At 67.8% G+C, this 17,189-nt stretch carries 18 protein-coding genes and 1 tRNA gene; 7 read left to right on the forward strand and 12 right to left on the reverse strand.

Annotated features, from left to right (window positions below; translation table 11 throughout):
- Positions 1-61 precede the first annotated feature (61 nt).
- The gene (locus BLQ62_RS13850) at positions 62-865 is read left to right on the forward strand and encodes a crotonase/enoyl-CoA hydratase family protein (protein WP_068568533.1); all 804 of its coding nucleotides are present in this window, start codon (positions 62-64) and stop codon (positions 863-865) included.
- Positions 866-918: 53 nt separating this feature from the next.
- On the forward strand, positions 919-1,416 hold the full coding sequence (locus tag BLQ62_RS13855) for a tautomerase family protein (protein WP_115391346.1): 498 nt from the start codon (positions 919-921) through the stop codon (positions 1,414-1,416).
- Here BLQ62_RS13855 and BLQ62_RS13860 read toward each other — a convergent pair.
- Entirely contained in the window at positions 1,413-2,285 is an 873-nt protein-coding gene (locus BLQ62_RS13860) for an alpha/beta fold hydrolase (protein ID WP_068533844.1), read from the reverse strand. The two genes, BLQ62_RS13855 and BLQ62_RS13860, sit on opposite strands and share 4 nt — an antisense overlap.
- Positions 2,286-2,359: 74 nt before the next feature.
- Between BLQ62_RS13860 and BLQ62_RS13865 the strand changes: the two genes are divergently transcribed.
- From BLQ62_RS13865 to BLQ62_RS13875, 3 genes are all read left to right on the forward strand, one after another.
- On the forward strand, positions 2,360-2,968 hold the full coding sequence (locus BLQ62_RS13865; protein WP_068568912.1) for a TetR/AcrR family transcriptional regulator: 609 nt from the start codon (positions 2,360-2,362) through the stop codon (positions 2,966-2,968).
- 110 nt (positions 2,969-3,078) lie between these two features.
- The gene (locus BLQ62_RS13870; protein ID WP_068568537.1) at positions 3,079-4,977 is read left to right on the forward strand and encodes a DNA/RNA non-specific endonuclease; all 1,899 of its coding nucleotides are present in this window, start codon (positions 3,079-3,081) and stop codon (positions 4,975-4,977) included.
- Between the two features lie 152 nt (positions 4,978-5,129).
- Entirely contained in the window at positions 5,130-5,765 is a 636-nt protein-coding gene (locus BLQ62_RS13875) for a DUF4145 domain-containing protein (protein ID WP_231857739.1), read from the forward strand.
- A gap of 311 nt (positions 5,766-6,076) precedes the next feature.
- Here BLQ62_RS13875 and BLQ62_RS23375 read toward each other — a convergent pair whose 3' ends face one another.
- From BLQ62_RS23375 to BLQ62_RS13890, 4 genes are all read right to left on the reverse strand, one after another.
- On the reverse strand, positions 6,077-6,568 hold the full coding sequence (locus BLQ62_RS23375; RefSeq protein ID WP_139184206.1) for a hypothetical protein: 492 nt from the start codon (positions 6,566-6,568) through the stop codon (positions 6,077-6,079).
- A gap of 55 nt (positions 6,569-6,623) precedes the next feature.
- The gene (locus BLQ62_RS23380) at positions 6,624-7,403 is read right to left on the reverse strand and encodes a hypothetical protein (protein WP_139184207.1); all 780 of its coding nucleotides are present in this window, start codon (positions 7,401-7,403) and stop codon (positions 6,624-6,626) included.
- A 172-nt stretch (positions 7,404-7,575) separates the two neighbouring features.
- Positions 7,576-7,652: transfer RNA gene (locus BLQ62_RS13885), tRNA-Leu, on the reverse strand.
- A 37-nt stretch (positions 7,653-7,689) separates the two neighbouring features.
- Entirely contained in the window at positions 7,690-8,805 is a 1,116-nt protein-coding gene (locus BLQ62_RS13890) for an alpha/beta fold hydrolase (RefSeq protein ID WP_068568541.1), read from the reverse strand.
- Between the two features lie 59 nt (positions 8,806-8,864).
- Between BLQ62_RS13890 and BLQ62_RS13895 the strand changes: the two genes are divergently transcribed.
- Positions 8,865-9,479, forward strand: coding sequence for an ANTAR domain-containing response regulator (locus BLQ62_RS13895; protein WP_068533850.1), 615 nt, complete (start codon positions 8,865-8,867; stop codon positions 9,477-9,479).
- Positions 9,480-9,486: 7 nt separating this feature from the next.
- Here BLQ62_RS13895 and BLQ62_RS13900 read toward each other — a convergent pair whose 3' ends face one another.
- The gene (locus BLQ62_RS13900; RefSeq protein ID WP_068533852.1) at positions 9,487-9,795 is read right to left on the reverse strand and encodes a helix-turn-helix domain-containing protein; all 309 of its coding nucleotides are present in this window, start codon (positions 9,793-9,795) and stop codon (positions 9,487-9,489) included.
- Between the two features lie 135 nt (positions 9,796-9,930).
- Here BLQ62_RS13900 and BLQ62_RS13905 point away from each other — a divergent pair, with 135 nt between their 5' ends.
- Complete coding sequence (locus BLQ62_RS13905) at positions 9,931-10,902, forward strand: cytochrome c oxidase assembly protein (protein WP_082756899.1); 972 nt, start codon at positions 9,931-9,933, stop codon at positions 10,900-10,902.
- Here BLQ62_RS13905 and BLQ62_RS13910 read toward each other — a convergent pair whose 3' ends face one another.
- The 6 genes from BLQ62_RS13910 to BLQ62_RS13935 form a co-directional block, all read right to left on the reverse strand.
- Positions 10,903-11,631, reverse strand: coding sequence for a rhomboid family intramembrane serine protease (locus BLQ62_RS13910; protein ID WP_068568545.1), 729 nt, complete (start codon positions 11,629-11,631; stop codon positions 10,903-10,905).
- Between the two features lie 6 nt (positions 11,632-11,637).
- On the reverse strand, positions 11,638-12,129 hold the full coding sequence (locus tag BLQ62_RS13915; protein WP_068568547.1) for a hypothetical protein: 492 nt from the start codon (positions 12,127-12,129) through the stop codon (positions 11,638-11,640).
- 61 nt (positions 12,130-12,190) lie between these two features.
- Positions 12,191-13,081: an acyl-CoA thioesterase gene (locus BLQ62_RS13920; protein ID WP_068568549.1), complete on the reverse strand. Its 891-nt coding sequence runs from the start codon at positions 13,079-13,081 to the stop codon at positions 12,191-12,193.
- A gap of 37 nt (positions 13,082-13,118) precedes the next feature.
- Positions 13,119-14,540: a pyruvate kinase gene (gene pyk / locus BLQ62_RS13925; protein ID WP_068568915.1), complete on the reverse strand. Its 1,422-nt coding sequence runs from the start codon at positions 14,538-14,540 to the stop codon at positions 13,119-13,121.
- Between the two features lie 10 nt (positions 14,541-14,550).
- Positions 14,551-15,552 carry a prolipoprotein diacylglyceryl transferase gene (gene lgt / locus BLQ62_RS13930; protein ID WP_082756970.1) on the reverse strand — a complete coding sequence of 334 codons (1,002 nt, stop codon included), beginning with the start codon at positions 15,550-15,552 and terminating at the stop codon, positions 14,551-14,553.
- A 34-nt stretch (positions 15,553-15,586) separates the two neighbouring features.
- Complete coding sequence (locus BLQ62_RS13935; protein WP_068568551.1) at positions 15,587-17,116, reverse strand: ArnT family glycosyltransferase; 1,530 nt, start codon at positions 17,114-17,116, stop codon at positions 15,587-15,589.
- Positions 17,117-17,189: the final 73 nt, after the last annotated feature.

Genomic DNA, 17,189 nt, shown 5'->3' on the forward strand with positions numbered 1-17,189 from the left:
CGCTGCCTGCTGCCGCACGGATGCGTCGCGGCGCAGCGCGGATCTGCCGGAAAGGAAAGTCATGCCGGAAGTCACCACACCCCACGAGGAAACGGTCACCGTCGAGCAACGCGGTCAGGTCCTGATGATCGGGCTCAACCGCCCCGACAAGCTCAACGCCTTCAACCTCCAGATGATCGATGAGCTCGCCCAGGCGTATCACCGGCTGGAGAACGATCCCGAGATCCGCTGCGGCGTGCTCTTCGCGCACGGCAAGCACTTCACCGGCGGCCTCGATCTGCAGGAAGTCGGGCCGCAGATCGAGGACGGCGGCGTCGACTACGACCGCCCCGGCCGCCTCGATCCCTGGCGACGGTCCAACGTCTGGACGACACCGCTCGTGATGGCCGTCCACGGATGGGTGATGACCCTCGGCATCGAGCTGGCGCTCGCAGCCGACATCCGCGTCGCCTCCTCCGATACGAAATTCACTCAGATGGAGATCAACCGTGGCATCTACGCCTTCGGCGGCGCCACCGTTCGACTCCCACGCGACGCGGGCTGGGGCAACGCGATGCGCTGGCTGCTGACCGGCGAGCCCTACGACGCCGCCGAAGCGCTGCGCATCGGCCTCGTACAAGAGGTGGTCGAACCCGGCCACCAGCTCGAACGCGCCCTCGAACTCGCCGAGTACATCGCGGAGAAAAGTGCGCCGCTCGGTGTGAAGACCACCCTCGAGTCCGCCCACCGGGCCCGCAACGAGGGCGAACAGGCGGCGTTCGCACGCCTCGACAGCGATATGACGGCACTGCTTCACACCGACGACGGCCGGGAAGGCATGCAGTCGTTCGTCGAACGACGAGACGCACGCTTCACCGGCAGGTAGCTACCGAATATCAAGCACGCCCCCCTATCGACCAACGAACCAGGAGCGACACCATGCCCATGATCGACCTCAATCTGCCGGCCGACGCATTGACCCCGGAGCGCGAGCAGCAGCTCGTCGACGAGCTGACCACCATCCTGGTCAAGGCCGAAGGCGCCGACGCCACCAACCCGATCGTTCGGCAGATCGCGTGGGTGGTCGTCCACCACACCCCGATCTACGCGGGCGGGAAGCCGCCCGCCAAACCGCACTACCGCGTCATCACGTCCGTCCCGGAAGGACAGGTGAACACCCTCGACCGTCGCCGGGCGCTCGTCGCCGAGGTCACCGCCGCCGTCGTCAAGGCCGAGGGCTCCGGCGATCCCGATGCACACCACCGCGTCTGGGTGTTCCCCCTCGAGATCCCGGAGGGGCGATGGGGCGCGGGCGGAGACATCATGGGCCTGGCGGACATCATCAACTCCGTGATCGGAGACGAGGAGAAGGCTCGGGAAGCAGCGGGACGGCGTATCGCCCGGAGCCGAGCTGAGCGAGGCATCGGAATCGGCTAGTCACCAGCCACTGGAAAGCGCCGTGCGATCGCACCGGCGAACTCCCCGGGCGCGAACTCCTGCACCGCGTGGCCGGCCTGGGCGATCTCCACGACCTCGATGCCCGCGAAGTCCCGTCGCAGCTGCGGCAGATGCGCGTGCGGCCGGAACACGGGGTCGCGCATCCCCCAGATCGCGAGCGCGGGCTTCCGACCGAGCGCCGCCGGGACCGCACTCTCGAGCCCAGCCAAGAAGGAGTCGGCATCGCGGATCTCCCTCGGCATGACCGCCAAGGCGACGCGTGCCGAAGGCGTCGACTGCACCGCCCGGTAGTGCTCGAGCTCCCGCCTCGCGAGCACCCGGCTCAGCTCGGAGACCAGAATCCGGTCGATCATGAGGTTCTTCTCGAGGATCTGTCGTTGCGCGAATCTGGAACTCATCGCTGCGCTGAACAGACGTTTCGAGAACGCCCGGTTCGGCCCGTACGTCGTGTTCGCGAGAACGACGCCGCGCACGCGGTCGGCACGCTCCACCGCCACGTCCAGCGCGATCGGTCCACCCCAGTCGTGTCCGACGACGACGAAGTCATCCAGACCGAGCCGGTCCACCAGGCGACCGAGCGCGCTCGACAACTCAGGGATCGTGTATCCGCATCCGGCGGGACGCTCCGAAAGCCCGAATCCGAGATTGTCGACGGCGATGCAGCGATATCGCGCCCGGAGCTCGGCGATGATGCGGCGATACAGGAAACTCCAGGTAGGCGTCCCGTGACAGAAGAGCAGCACAGGGCCCCGCCCCTCGTCCACGTAGTGCATTGTTCCCGCATCGGTTTCACACCACCGAGACTCGAACGGGTACAGATCAGGGTCGGGCCGGAAGTCGACGAACATGCCACGCTCTCCTTCTCGCGTGCCGCTACGGGTGTAGCGCCTTGAGGCCGACGCTACACCTGTAGCATGTGTTCATGCCCGACCTACCATCGCGATCGCCAGCCGCGCAGCACCGTCGAGACCTGGTCGCACGAAGTGCGATCGGCATCCTCGCGCAGGACGGCGTGCGCGCGTTGACCCATCGCGCGGTCGACGCGAGCGCCGGACTCCCTCCGGGATCGACCTCCCATGTCGCGCGTACACGCGAGGCGCTGCTGACGTTGGTGGTGGACGCACTGGCCGAATCGACTCTGGTCGATTCCGGGCGCGTCGCGACCTGGCTGGACGACGACTCATCCCCCTTGTCGGTGGAAGAACTCGCCGACCATCTCGCAGGACTCGTCGAGACACTCGCGGCCCGTCACGACGACATGCGCGCGCGGTACGCCCTGATCATCGAACTGCACGACTCCCCGACGCTGCACGCGAAATTGACAACCGGTTCGGAGGTGCACGCGACGGCACGGAGGATCGCGACAGCCGCGCTCCGCCGCGCCGGGCTTCCCCACGCCGGCAGCGATGTCGATGAACTGCTCGGACTCATGGAGTCCCTCGTGTTCCATCGTTCAGCCATCGATGAGCAGTCACCGGCGCACGCCATCCTTCACGCCTACCTGCGGGGTCGCGCGTCGACGCGGACCTGAATCGCCGGAGCACGAGGGGTGCGATGCAGATCAGGCGAAGTCAGGCCGTACCACCGCGTCGAGCCCGGCTCACCGAGCCGACATCGCGATTCTCGCCTACCTTTGAAGTTATGGCCGGTAACAAACGGAAGCCCACCGCACCGTCGACCACGCAGGCCAAGGATGCGCCTCCGGCCTCCAGCGAGGCGCTACGCCGGTTCGTGCGCGCCCGCGCCTCCGACTACCTCGCCGATCCGAACGTGACCTCGGTCGGGATCGGCTACAAGGTCGTCGACGGCAAGCCGACCGACACCGTCGCCCTGCAGTTCACCGTGCGCCGGAAGGCCGCGCCCGAGGCTCTCGAGAGCCTGGGCACCTCGCTGCTCCCGGAATCGGTCGAGGTCGACGGCGTCGCGGTGCCCACCGACGTCCTGGAACGCAGCTTCGAACTCTCGTACCGCGTCGTCGCCGAGCCCGAGGCCGCACCGGCGGAGGCGAAGGCCCGCCTGGACCCGATCCGCCCCGGTATCAGCGTCGGCAACGTGAAGGTCTCCGCCGGCACCATCGGCGCGATCGTCTACGACCGCACCGACGGCACCCCGCTCATCCTGTCGAACTGGCACGTCCTCAACGGTCCCGACGGTGCCATCGGAGACACCGTCGTGCAGCCCGGCGCGTACGACGACGACCGGGTCGACGACAACCGGCTCGGCGTGCTGTACCGCTCGCATCTCGGCGTCGCCGGGGACTGCGCCGTCGCCACCATCGAGGGCCGCGGCTACGAACCCGAGCCCCTCGGGCTGACCGTCGCGCCCACCGAACTCGGCGAGCCCGAGCTGGGCGACAAAGTGATCAAGAGCGGCCGCACCACCGGCGTCACCCACGGCGTGGTGCGCCGGGTGGACGTCGTCGTGAAGATCAACTACGGCGGCGCAGCCGGCGAGCAGCAGATCGGCGGCTTCGAGATCGGTCCGGACCCGCGGAACCCCGCGCCCGACAACGAGATCAGTCAGGGCGGCGACTCGGGATCCGTCTGGCTGTTCAAGGCCGCCAACGGGCGTCCCACCGGCGTCTTCGCCGGCCTGCACTTCGGCGGCGAGGCGGCCGGCAGCCCCGACGAGCACGCGCTCGCGTGCCTCGGCAAGTCCGTGTTCACCAAGCTCGGCATCACCCTCACGCCGCCCGACGGTGCCCCGACGGCGCAGGCCGCCGGCGGCGCTCGGATCGGCGCCGGGTACGACCCCGATTTCCTCAGCACCGCGGTACCCGTGCCGTCGGTGGACGCGAGCCTGAAGGATGACGCCGTCGATGTCGACGGCAGCCCGATCATCGACTACACGCACTTCTCGCTGACGCAGAGCCGGTCGCGGCGGCTCACGCGGTGGGTCGCGTGGAACATCGACGGTGCCAGCCTGCAGAGCATCGATCGGAGCGGTTCGAAATTCGTCCTCGATCCGCGACTCCCCGCGGACACGCAGGTCGGAAACGAGCTGTACGCCGGCAACCGCATCGACCGCGGTCACGTCGCCCGTCGCGCCGACCTCACCTGGGGCAGCAAGGCCGAGGCGGAGCAGGCCAACTCCGACTCGTTCTACTACACGAACATCTCCCCGCAGGTCGATGACTTCAACCAGAGTGCCCGCCAAGGCATCTGGGGCCTGATCGAGAACGCGGTGCTCACCGACGCCGAGGCGGAGGATCTCAAGGTCAGCGTCTTCGGCGGGCCGGTGTTCGGCGACGACGACCGCACCTACCGCGGCGTCGCTCTCCCCTGCGAGTTCTTCAAGGTGGTCGCGTTCGTCGGCGACGGGAAGCTCGTCGCCCGCGGATTCCTGCTCACCCAGAACCTCGATCGGCTCGAGGCCCTCGATCTCGACGAGTTCCGCGCCTACCAGGTGAGCCTGACGACGATCGAAGAGCGGACCAAGTTGCGCTTCCCGGATGAGCTCCGCACCGGTGACACCTACAGCGCGCCGGAGGACATATCTGACTACGAACCATTGGCCAGTCTGGGCGATATCGCCTGGTAGCGACCTTGGCGCCCGTCCGGAATCGCCGCTGTTCTGTCGTCCGCGCCACTCGAAACGCTGACCTGACGTACGCACTCAGCACCTCATCACGTGGCGGCACCTGATCTCAGCCAGCCGCGGACATGGAGTGACTCACCGCCTATTCTGCACGCATGCACCTCACCAACACCTGCTGGTCCTGCGGCGTACTGACCGGACACGTGCTTATCGAAGCGCGAACGGATTCAGACGATGACGGCGAGTACCGAGTGCAGGGTGCGTTCTACTGCCTGTCTTGCAATGCTATGTCGACGGGAACAGTTGAGGTCTACCACACCTACGACGACTTCCGGGTAGATGCATTCAAGGATGTGGACAACGAAATCATTTGGCACCCGACAGCGAACTCGACGCGAGCATACCCAGACGTGCCTGAACACATCGCCAGTCCGGCCACGGAAGCGTTCGAGTGCTGCGCGGCCGGACATCTACGAGCTGCAATTATTCTCGCCCGAGCGGTGATCGAGGCAACCGCGAAAGACAAGGACATCACCACCGGCCAGCTCCACACCAAGATTGATGCGCTTGCGAACCAGGGATTCATCCGAGCACATATCAAGGAAGCCGCTCACGAGATCCGCAACGTCGGCAATGACATGGCACATGGCGATTTCGATGACCCGATCACCCGCCCAACAGCCGACCTCGTGATCGCACTCATGGAGGAGATCCTTAACGAGGTCTACCAGTCGCCGGCGAAGGTCAAGAAACTTCAAGCCGCCCGCGCCGCAGCCAACGCGACTAGATAGGTCAATCTGGATCCGGAGTCCGGCGATCGAGCGATCAGTGATCCAATGGCGGTCAACCATTCGACCGACAAAGGGGCAGCTCTCGGGGGTGTCCTCTTCATGCTCGTCTCGCAGTGGATGGGCCACGCGCAGTACACGCTCACCCTCGACACCTATGGCGACTGGATTCCAAGCCAGGACGGCGGCACGCTTAACACGCTGCCTGCCCCGGCTCCGGCCACGGACACCGCGCCTCTCGCGGAGGCTAAGCCGAACCTTGCTCCGGTGATTCAACTATTTAGGCGATAGATTCAAAGCTCCGAAAGCAAAGTTCACCAATTTAGCCAACTACCAGTCAAGATGTTTAGCGTGAGACTCTCGATGAATACAACCGCCTCTTCCCTGCCGGGCTTATAGCCCGTCGGATGCCCACATCTGTTGCGCAGATTCAAGCGCTCAATCAACACTTGCCGGGCGTTTCTGTTGTACATTCCAACATCCTCGCCCAACTGAATGAACTGGGATTCACTAAGATAAAGCAGGTCATCTGACTTCTTGACCTCACGATAATTCTTAGAACTTCCGTAGCGCGACAGATTCTTGGCCTGAATATCTTTCACGCCATTCTTTCGCCCCGCCACAACGCCATAGAGGTGTTCGATCGTAGCCGCCCAGGTCATGAGAATCGCTGCTCGATAGAGTCCATTCTCGTACGCCGACACCGCTTCTCGCAGGTAGTCTGCATACTTCTCGGGCGCCGCATTCCGCGCCTCCACAAGGGATTGTAGAGCTTTCGCAGGAGACTCATGTTGCGAGTCTCGCACTCGCGCAGGATATAGCTCCTGAAGCGTCTTAAGCTGTGCGACGAGCTCCAACGGTTCAGACCGACTCGGGCGCATCTGCCGGGTTGCTCAGAACATACTTTCGCATATTCTTGAAAATCTCGGCGACCGTCTCTGCGGTAGCATCAGCGGCGATGTGAATTTCTAGATTAACATGTACCGCGGGGCTTGTTTCAACGGAGATTTGTCGTTGATTTCCTTCCGGCTCACTATCGGAAGTAGGCGGGTTCTGAGGATGCTTCGCAGAATCATTATGCTCAGTTCCCTCCTGTGGAGACTTTCCTTGACGAGCCGTCACAAATGCTTCAATCGCGGACGAATCAGTTTTGAAGTATGAGTCGGGCTTTGCTTTAGCGCCCCTGGTGAACTTGCCGAGTCCAGCATCGCCAGCAACACGCATAAAGAAGATTACCGCGTCTGTCAGGGCAGCCCCTTGTGCTCCCTCCAACTGATCCTGGTGTTTGTCGTGCCAGTAGTTGCCGATAACTGTCTTCGAAGGGTCCTGAATCTTGCTGTGATGCATCCACTCGATCGTCTCGACATAGAGGGGAACTTCACGAAGTGCAGCGATCATAAGAGGCTGTTTCACTTCCGCCTCAGTCGCGTCGGCGTAAGCCCGCCCGCGTTCAGAAAGTTTGATGTTTGTGCCATCACGCTCGAGCAATCCGATGCGCTTAAGCGCCTCGAGCTTTCGATTGTCGGCGTACTTGCTGTCAATCGTCTTCTTAACTCTATCGATAGGAACCCAGCCCACTTGGGTCTTGAGGTACCCGCCGAGAGCATCGACGTCCTCGATGGTGGTCTTGATCGGTAGCACGTCTCTCCAATATGGGCTTCGAGGTGGGATGGGGTTCAGAGATTATGGCACGAGATTCCGCCACGGTGCGTACAACGCACCGGGATGGTCACGCTGTGGGTAGCACGGGGTAGCACAGCGGCGGTCAACGCACCCTAGATGCGACCCGATAAGCCGCCTACCTGCGGCGATGTGGTGCCCCCGGTGAGACTCGAACTCACACTGGACGGGTTTTGAATCCGTTGCCTCTGCCAATTGGGCTACGGGGGCGTCCGGCGGACCGTCGGAAACAGTCAGCCGAGCAAGCTTACCGGGCGGGGTCGGCGGCCTCGGACTCGGCGTCCACGGAGGCGAGGAAGCCGTCGATCACGGGCCAGGTCTCGCGGACGGCATCGGGGCCGGCGACGAGGCCGAGGTGGCTGGACTCGACGGTCGCGAACTCCACCCGCGGCGAGCCGGTGAACAGGTCCACGCCGTGGTGCGCGGTCTCCCACGCGCACAGGGCGTCCCGGTGCGAGCCGAACAGCTGCACGGGCACGTCGATGGCGCGCAGGTCCACGACGGTCTCGCCCAGGGTCACACGACCGTCCGCCAGCTCGCCGCGGAAGATCAGCCGCTCCCAGAGCTGGCGAGCCAGCTTGCCGGGGTAGCCCGGGAAGGTGCGCTGGAAGCGGTCGATGACCTCCATGCGTGCCAGCTTCTCGGGCTCGCCGAGGTTCTCCAGCACGAACTTGGGCTTCTTGAGCTCGCGGTCCCACGACGTGGCGCGGTAGGCCACCTGCACGATCGGCGCGGGGATGCCGCCCATGAGCGCGATGAGCACGCCGGGGCCGAAGCCGTCGACGGGCTTCATCAACGACGTCACGAGCGGGTACGGCGGCTGCGCCGCGTACTTGAGCGGCGTCGCGATGGAGACGATCGACCGGATGGGCTCCGTCGACGCGCCGGCGGTGAGGAAGGAGAGCGTGCCTCCCAGGCTCCAGCCGAACAGGTCGACGCCGGCACCGTCGGGCACCTCGCCGCCCCAGAAGTCCTCGAGGGCCCGGGCGATGGCCTGCGGGATGATGTCGAGGGCGAAGTCCTCGAAGCCGAGTCCGCGGTCCCCGTAACCCATCTCGCCGAAGTCGATCACGTACGGAACCCGCCCCGTCGAGGCGAGGTGCGCGACGACGGAGGTCTCGGGCGAGAGGTCGTAGCAGGTGGCGGGCGCCGCGATCGGCGGCACCAGCAGCACCGGCGCGGCGCCGGGCACGGCTGCCGCGGCGCGCGCCTCGTCGGAGGCGAACCGGCGGAGGGTGCGGTGCGCACCGTCGGCGACGACGACGTGCTCGGTCCGCTCGACGGGGCGGATACCCTCGCCCAGAGTCAGGGCCCAGAGGTTGCCGGCACGCTCGCGCAATTGAGTCAGGCTCAATACGTTCATGGGCCTACGATACCGCGCGCGACGTGCCCGATTTCCGCCGCCCGGTAACGTACCCCCTGATGAAGGACACCGAGCCCACCCCGCACCGCGTGCTCGTCGCCGAGGACGAGGCGATCATTCGCATGGACCTCACCGAGATGCTGCGGGAGGAGGGCTACGACGTGGTCGGCGAGGCCGAGAACGGCCAGGTCGCCCTCGAAAAGGCCCGGGACCTGCAGCCCGACCTGGTGATCATGGACGTCAAGATGCCCGTGCTCAACGGCCTGGACGCCGCGCAGGACATCGCCCGCGAGCGGATCGCCCCCGTCGTGATGCTGACGGCCTTCGGCCAGCGGGAGTTCGTCGAGAAGGCCCGCGAAGCCGGCGCGATGGCGTACCTGGTCAAGCCCTTCACCAAGGCCGATCTGGTCCCCGCGATCGAGATCGCCATCAGCCGGTTCGCCGAGCTCAAGGCCCTGGAGAAGGAAGTGACCACGCTCTCCGGTCAGCTCGAGACCCGCAAGCTCGTGGACCGCGCGAAGAGCATCCTCATGCAGGCGCACGGCGTCTCCGAGCCCGAGGCCTTCCGCTGGATCCAGCGGACCGCCATGGACCGGCGCACGGACATGCGCACCGTGGCGCACCTGGTCATCGACACCCTGGGCACCCCCACCGACTCGGCGGGAGCGCCCTAGCGGCCGATCAGACCGCGCGGACGGACCGCGACGGCGGCAGCTGCTGGCCCCGGTAGTACCCGGTGCGCGGCATGTTCTGGAACGCGGGCGCATCGCCCGTGGCCTTGTCGTTCTGGCGGTCGATGACCTTCTTGACCGCCTGCGGCGACGTGCCGGTGTAGCGCGCGATGTGCACGATCGGGATCCGGGCCGCGTAGGCGGCGAGGATCGTCTTGCGGTACTGCTCCTCAGCGTTCGCCTTGAGGTGCGACCAGTGCGAGATCGGGCTGAGGAAGTCGCGGACCTCTTGAGGCGTGGGCTCGGGGACCTTCGGCATCTCTACTCCGTGAGTTCTAGCCCGGGGCGGGGACCCAGGCGGCTGATAGGGGCGTTCGTCCGTACATCGACCGTGCGCCGTGGTTTGTTACACGCCGGTTGGATTAGTTTGCCAGGGGTGGTACAACGGGCATCGATGTATCCCTCAGCAGTGGCGACGGAGTCGCCGGACGTGCTCCACACCTGGGTCTTCACACCCGTGGTGACGGGGCTCATGGTCGTCGCCTCCATTCTCTACGTCTACGGCGTCGTCCGGGCGCGGCGCGCCGGTGTCGCGTGGCCGATCTCCCGGGTGCTGTCGTGGTTCGTCGCGATGGCGCTGCTGGTGTTCTCGGTCAACAGCGTCATGGCCGAACTCGCCAAGCACCTGTTCTGGGCGCACATGGTGGTGCACCTGGTGCTGATCACCGTGGTGCCGATGTTCCTGGTGCTCGCCGAGCCGATCCGGCTGCTGGCGACGGCCACCGGCGAGACCGGCGACCGGCGCGTGCGCGCCGTCCTCGGCAACCGGGTGGTGCGGCTGATCACCAGCCCGATCGTGGGCCTGCCGCTGTACGCGTTCGCGCTGATCAGCACGCATCTCACCGGGTTCCAAGACCTCGCGCTCGACAATCCGTGGCTCAAGCAGCTCGAGTACACCGGCTACTTCGTGGTGGGCTGGATCTTCATGCTGCCGCTCATCGGCAACGAGCTGTGCGGCCCGACGAAGCTCTCGCACCCGCTGCGCTTCGCCTCGTTCCTGCTCGCGATGGGCCCGGACACCCTCGTGGGCGTCACGCTCATGATGACCACCACCGAGCTGGCGCCCGGCTACGCCGCGTCGCGCCTGGGCTGGGGCCCCACGGGCCTCGAGGACCAGTCGGCCGCGGGCGCCATCATGTGGTTCGGCGGCGACGGCCTGATGATGATCCTGCTGCTCGTGGTGGCCTTCCAGTGGATCACCGCGGAGGCCACCGGCCGGCGCGGCGGGGGCATGGGCTCGTGGCTCGACTCCGCCCGCCGCGGCACGCTGATGGGCGAGGGCGACGAGGGCGTGGACGTCGACGACGACGAGGCCGCCCTGGCCGCGTACAACGCGCGCCTACGGGAGATGAACCGCGGGCACTGATCAGCGCAGCTGATAGACCCGCGTGCCCGGGAAGGTTCCGAAGCGCACCGCGATCGCCGCGACCAGCACGGCCGCGATCACCCCGGCGCAGGCCCAGCCCACGGCCTCGACCTGCTGCCGCGTCCGCTTGTCGCGCGGGAGCAACTCGGGGGCGTAGACGATGCCGGCCGTCACGAGCGCACCGGCGACGAAGCCGCCGAGGTGGCCCAGCCACGAGATCCCGGACAGCGTGAACGACGCGACGACGTTCACGCCGATGATCACCAGCAACGACGTGGGGTCGATCTTCATGCGCAGGTAGAGCACGAGCTGCGCTGCGATGAGACCGAAGATGGCGCCCGAGGCTCCCACGGTGATCGTGTTCTCCAGGCCGAACCACAGCACGGCCGCGCTGCCGCCGAGCAGCGACACCCCGTAGAGCACCGCGAACCGCGCACGGCCCAGCGCCTGCTCGATGTTCCGCCCGAAGACGTACAGCGTGAACATGTTGACCAGCAGGTGAATGGGACCGAAGTGCAGGAACCCTGAGGTCACCGCGGTCCACCACCAGCCGTTCAGGGTGGCCGGCTCCGACAGCGCGAGCCGGGCCACCTCCAACGAGGCCATGTTGTTCTCGATGCTGCCCGAGGCCTTCGCGCTGAAGGCGAAGGCGATCACGTTCACCGCGATCAGCGAGTAGGTCAGGACGGGTTGCCAGTCCCGTCGGACCGGCGTTCCGAGTACGGTCACGGGCGGCTAGCCGGCGAGGGACACGAGAACGGTGCCCGACGAAGCCGTCAGTTCCGCGCCCGCCACCGGCGACGCGGGCAAGCCGGCGACGGTGACCGCGTAGTTCACGTCCGTTTCGACGACCTCCACCGAGAAGTCGAACGGCAGCACGCACTTGCCCGAGCGGAGCGCCCCCTCGTCGAGGCGCCCGTCGATGCTCACGCGACCGTCTGCGCTGCGCAGCACCACCCGCGCGCCCTCCTTGACTCCGGCGGCCTCGCCCGTCCCGGCGCACGAGGACTCCGTCGCCCGGTACTCAGGACCCGCGAGCACGACGAAACCCTGTCGCTCGAAGGCAGTGCTCGCGACGCCGAACGAGACGGAGAAGATCCCGACCACCGCCATGACGACGAGCGCGACGGCGGTCACGACGACGACCCAGGTCCGGGAACCGGGTCCGAGGCGACGCCACGGCTGCTGGGGCCCGGCGGCAGCGGGGCGGGCAGCTCCGAACGCCACTCACGGCCCGGCGTGCCCTCCGGCACGGCCGGGATCGGTCGCTGCTGCGTGTCCTGGCTGGTCACTTGGCCCCCTTCGGCGGGAAGTACTTGAGCACACCCTCCTGGGTGGTGCTGGCTACCAGAATGCCTTCTGCATCGAAGAATTGCCCGTTCGACATACCGCGACCACCGTCCGCGACCGTCGAATGCGTGGCGTAGAGGTTGTAGCGGTCGAACCGGACCCGCCGGTGGAACCACAGCGACTGGTTGAGCGTGACGGCCATGATCCGGTCGAATCCCCAGGACAGACCGTGCCGGGTGATGATCGAGTCGAGGATCGTGGTGTCCGAGGCGTAGGCCAGCGCGGCGTCGTGGATCACCTGGTCGTCCGGCAGCTCGCCGGCGGTGCGGATCCAGACGTTGTTGTCCTCCTGGACCAGCCCCTTGCCCTTGGCGATCCACGCGGGATCGTTGGTGAAGCGCATGTCCATCGGCTGCGGCGCCTCGACGAACATGGCGACCACGTCCTCGTAGCCCGCCAGGGTGTCCTGGATGCTCGGCAGGCCCTCGGGGCCCGGCACCTGCGGCGCCGGATCGCCGTGCACCAACGGATTACGGCCGTCGGTCTGGTAGGCCAGCTGCATCAGCGCGAGCACCGTGCCGCCCTGCTCGACCGAGACCAGCCGGTTCGCCACGTTGCGGGTGTCGCGCAGCCGCCGCACCACGAACTCCAGGTCGGCGTTCACCTCGCCGCCGTTGATGAAGTGCGTGTGCGCGGCGTGCAGGAACAGCGACTCGCGCGCGCCCGGGACCGTGTTCCCGGAGGCCACGATCGCCTGCGAGAGGATCTGGCCGCCGAACGTGCGGGCGGCGGTCTTGGCGGGGTGACGACCGAGGAAACGGCCCTCCCCCGCCGCCGCGAGATCCAGGGTGCCGAGGAACTCGTCGAAATCGGTGAGTGTCTCCGTCATGACGACGAGAGTACGGTGCTCGATCGACGGCTCGCCGTCAGTGGTCGTCCTCGCCGATCCGGTGCACCTGGATCAGGTTGGTCGAGCCGATGGTCCCGGGGGGAGCACCGGCGACGATGACCACCTGGTCGCCCTTGGAGTACCGGCCGATGCCCTCGAGCGAGTGGTCGACCTGCTTGATCATCGCGTCGGTGCTGTCGGCGCCGTCGACCAGGAAGGTCTCCGTGCCCCAGGACAGGGCGAGCTGGCTGCGCACCTCCGGCAGCGGCGTGAAGGCCAGCAGCGGCAGGCGAGTGTGCAGGCGCGCGAGGCGGCGCACGGTGTCGCCCGACTGGGTGAACGCCACCAGGGCCTTGGCGTTGAGGCGCTCGCCGATGTCGCGCGCGGCGTAGGAGATGATGCCGCGCTTGGTGCGGGGCACGTGGTTGAGCGGCGGCACCGACGGTCCGCCGTCCTCGACCGCGCGGACGATGCGGGACATGGTCTGCACCGTCTCGATCGGGTACTTGCCCACGGACACCTCGCCCGAGAGCATCACCGCGTCGGCGCCGTCGAGCACCGCGTTCGCGACGTCCGAGGCCTCGGCGCGCGTGGGACGGCTGTTCTCGATCATCGACTCGAGCATCTGCGTGGCCACGATGACGGGCTTGGCGTTCTCGCGCGCGATCTGGATGGCCCGCTTCTGCACCAGCGGCACCTCCTCGAGCGGCAGCTCGACGCCCAGGTCGCCGCGGGCCACCATGACCGCGTCGAACGCCAGGATGACGGCCTCGAGGTTGTCGATGGCCTCGGGCTTCTCGAGCTTCGCGATGACCGGGACGCGGCGGCCGACCCGGTCCATGACCGCGTGCACCCGCTCGATGTCGGCCGGCGAGCGGACGAACGAGAGCGCGATGAAGTCGACGCCCAGCTCGAGCGCGAACTCCAGGTCCTCGATGTCCTTCTCCGACAGCGCGGGCACGGAGACGTTCATGCCGGGCAGCGAGACGCCCTTGTTGTTGGAGACGGGGCCGCCCTCGGTGACCCGGCAGACGACGTCGTCGCCCTCGACCGAAACGACCGTCAGGCCGACCTTGCCGTCGTCGACGAGCAGCCGGTCGCCGGGGCGCGCGTCCTGCGCGAGCTCCTTGTAGGTGGTGGAGACGCGGTCGTGCGTGCCGACGACGTCCTCGACCGTGATGCGCACGGTCTCGCCGGTCTCCCAGACGGTGCGGCCGTCGCCCGTGAAGCGGCCGAGGCGGATCTTGGGGCCCTGCAGGTCGGCGAGGATGCCGACGGCACGGCCGGTGGTGTCGGAGGCGGCGCGGACGCGGCCGTAATTCACCGCGTGGTCGGCGTGTTCGCCGTGGCTGAAGTTCAGGCGCGCGACGTCCATGCCCTCCTCGACGAGGGCGAGGACCTTCTCATCGGTTCCGACGGCGGGGCCCAGGGTGCAGACGATCTTGGTTCGACGAGTCACGGCGTCCACGTTAGTCCTCCTTATTCCGCTCTGTGGAGTCTCCTGTCAACCCGCCGGTTTCCATCTGGCGAACATCAGTCTGCTCGCCGGCGACGGAGGTCGGGGCCGACGCCGATCCCGCCTGCTCGGGGTCGCTTTCCGACGGTGCGCCCTCCGGCGCGTCGAGCAGGACCGAATCCTCGCGCCCCTTCGGGGCGAGGAGGAAGTAGGCGATGGCCCCGGCGAAGACGAGCGCCGCGGTGAAGACGTTGATGCGCACGCCGAAGATCAGCGTGGCGTGATCGTCGCGCATCATCTCGATGAAGAAGCGGCCCAGGCAGTAGCCGGCGACGTAGAGCGCGAACAGCCGGCCGTGACCGATGCGGAAGCGCCGGTCGACGATCACCAGGAACGCCGCGACCAGCAGGTTCCAGATCAGCTCGTAGAGGAAGGTGGGCTGCACGACCGCGAGCACGACGCCGGTGCTGTGCCCGTCGAGCACGTCGGGCCCGCGCTGGCCCACGTCGTTGGCGCGCTCGTAGATCTCCAGGCCCCACGGGAGCGTGGTCGGCGCGCCGTAGAGCTCCTGGTTGAACCAGTTGCCGAGCCGCCCGATGGCCTGCGCGACCACGATGGCGGGCGCGATGGCATCCGCGAACGGGCCGATCTTGATGCCCATCTTGCGGCAGCCGATCGCGGCGCCGACGCCGCCGAGGGCCACCGCACCCCAGATGCCGAGGCCGCCGTCCCAGATGCGGAAGACGGCGCCGATACCGCGGCCGTCGGGGCCGAAGTAGGTGCTGAAGTCGGTCAGCACGTGGTAGAGCCGGCCGCCGACGAGGCCGAACGGGACGGCCCAGACGGCCACGTCGACCACCTGGCCGGGCTTGCCGCCGCGCGCCACCCAGCGGCGGTCGCCCCACCAGCAGGCGACGACGATGCCGATGATGATGCACAGCGCGTAGGCGCGGATCGGGACGGGCCCGAGGTGCCAGACGCCCTGGGCCGGGCTCGGAATGCTCGCGAGGATCACGCCCGTCACCCTACTGACCGCGACGGGGCCGCGTTCACTGCGCGCGCAGCCGCTCCCACAGCACGGGCCAGTCGACGGTGCGCCCGGCGTAGAGCACCGCGACCGGGTCGCCGTCGTCGCCGGGTGCGGGCACCGCGCGACGGTGGGTGAACGCCGCGTCGAGCACCGGGGACGGCTCGCCGATCCAGAACACGGAGCGCGCGCCGTCCGCGGGGCGGCCGAAGTAGTGGTACGCGCGGTGGCCGCTGTAGGCCCGGGGCAGCCCCGCGTCGCGCCCGAAGTAGTCGACGGCGGCGGCGAACGGATAACTCTCGGCGACGATGACGGTGCCCTCGCGTTCCGCGGGGGTGAGCGTCGCGTAGGCGGCGACGACGCTGGTCGAGAGCCGCTGCAGGAGGCGGTCACCGTCGACGAGCATCGTGGCCGGCGCCCGCAGCGGCGGCGCGCCGATCCGCTCCGCCACGGCGGGCGACCACACCGGGGAAGCAGCGACCCAGCTCGCGGTGGAACCGATCAGCGCCACGACGGCGACGGCACGGAGCGCGCGGCGGGCCCGGAGCCGTCGGCGGCGGCACCAGTGTTCGACGGCGACGGCGCCCGCCGCCATCGGCAGCGCGTACACCGACGCGAGGTAGTAGGCGCGGCCGTGGGTGAGCACGATGGCGGCGACGACGAGCAACAGCGCGACGCCGAGGAACCGGTACGGCCGCAGGTCGCGCGAACGCAGGAGAGCGACGGCGCCGGCCAGCAGCAGCGGCAGCCCGATCAGCAGGCCCGCGCCGAAGATCCCGACGAGCGCGAATCCCGCGCCACCGGGCCATTCGGCGCGCACGACGGCGCCCATCCGGGTGTACGCCCAGTCGTGCCCGGCCTGCCACCACAGCGTCGGCGCCACCGCGGCCCCCGCGAGTGCGGCGCCGCCCCACAGCGCGGGGCGGGTCAGCAGCCGCCGCGGGCCGCAGGCCAGGGCGCCGAGCGCGACGGCGATCCACAGGGCCGGCACCAGGAACTTCGTGAGCAGCGACAGCGCGGTCACCGCGCCCACGAGCAGCAGCAGCCGGTCCTGGCGCGTGCGCACCCACCGCACCAGCAGGTACACGATGAGCGTCCACCACAGCGGGTCGAGCGAGTACGTCGCGAGCCAGTGCCCCACCGCGCTCACCAGGGACATCGCGACGGCCGCGGCGGCGAAGACCTGTGCCCACGCGCGCCCGCCGAGCTCGCGGGCGATCAGTCCCGCGAGCACGGTGATCGCGGCGACGGCCAGCGTGGCCGGGAGGCGCAGCACGACGAGGTTCCCGTGCGCGAGGGAGTCGAGCGCCGCGGCGAGCAGCGGGACCAGCGGCGGCTGATCGAAGTAGCCGGCGGACGGGTGGTCGCGGCCGGCGACGACGAAGTAGGCCTCGTCGAAGAAGTGGCCGTAGTTGCGGCTGCCGATCAGCATCACGGCGAGCACGACGGCGCCGACGACGGCGAGCGGGAGCCGGGCGAGCGGCGGCGGCGCGGACGGCCGTGCGGGCGCATCTGCGGGCGTCGATGGATCTGCGACGAGCGGGGATGTCATGGCATCGACGTTCGCGCAGCGGTCCTACCCGCGGTAGCGCCGTTCGGCGGCCCGTCGACCGACGAAAGGAGGT

The sequence above is a fragment of the Tsukamurella pulmonis genome, assembly GCF_900103175.1.
Lineage (GTDB): Bacteria > Actinomycetota > Actinomycetes > Mycobacteriales > Mycobacteriaceae > Tsukamurella > Tsukamurella pulmonis.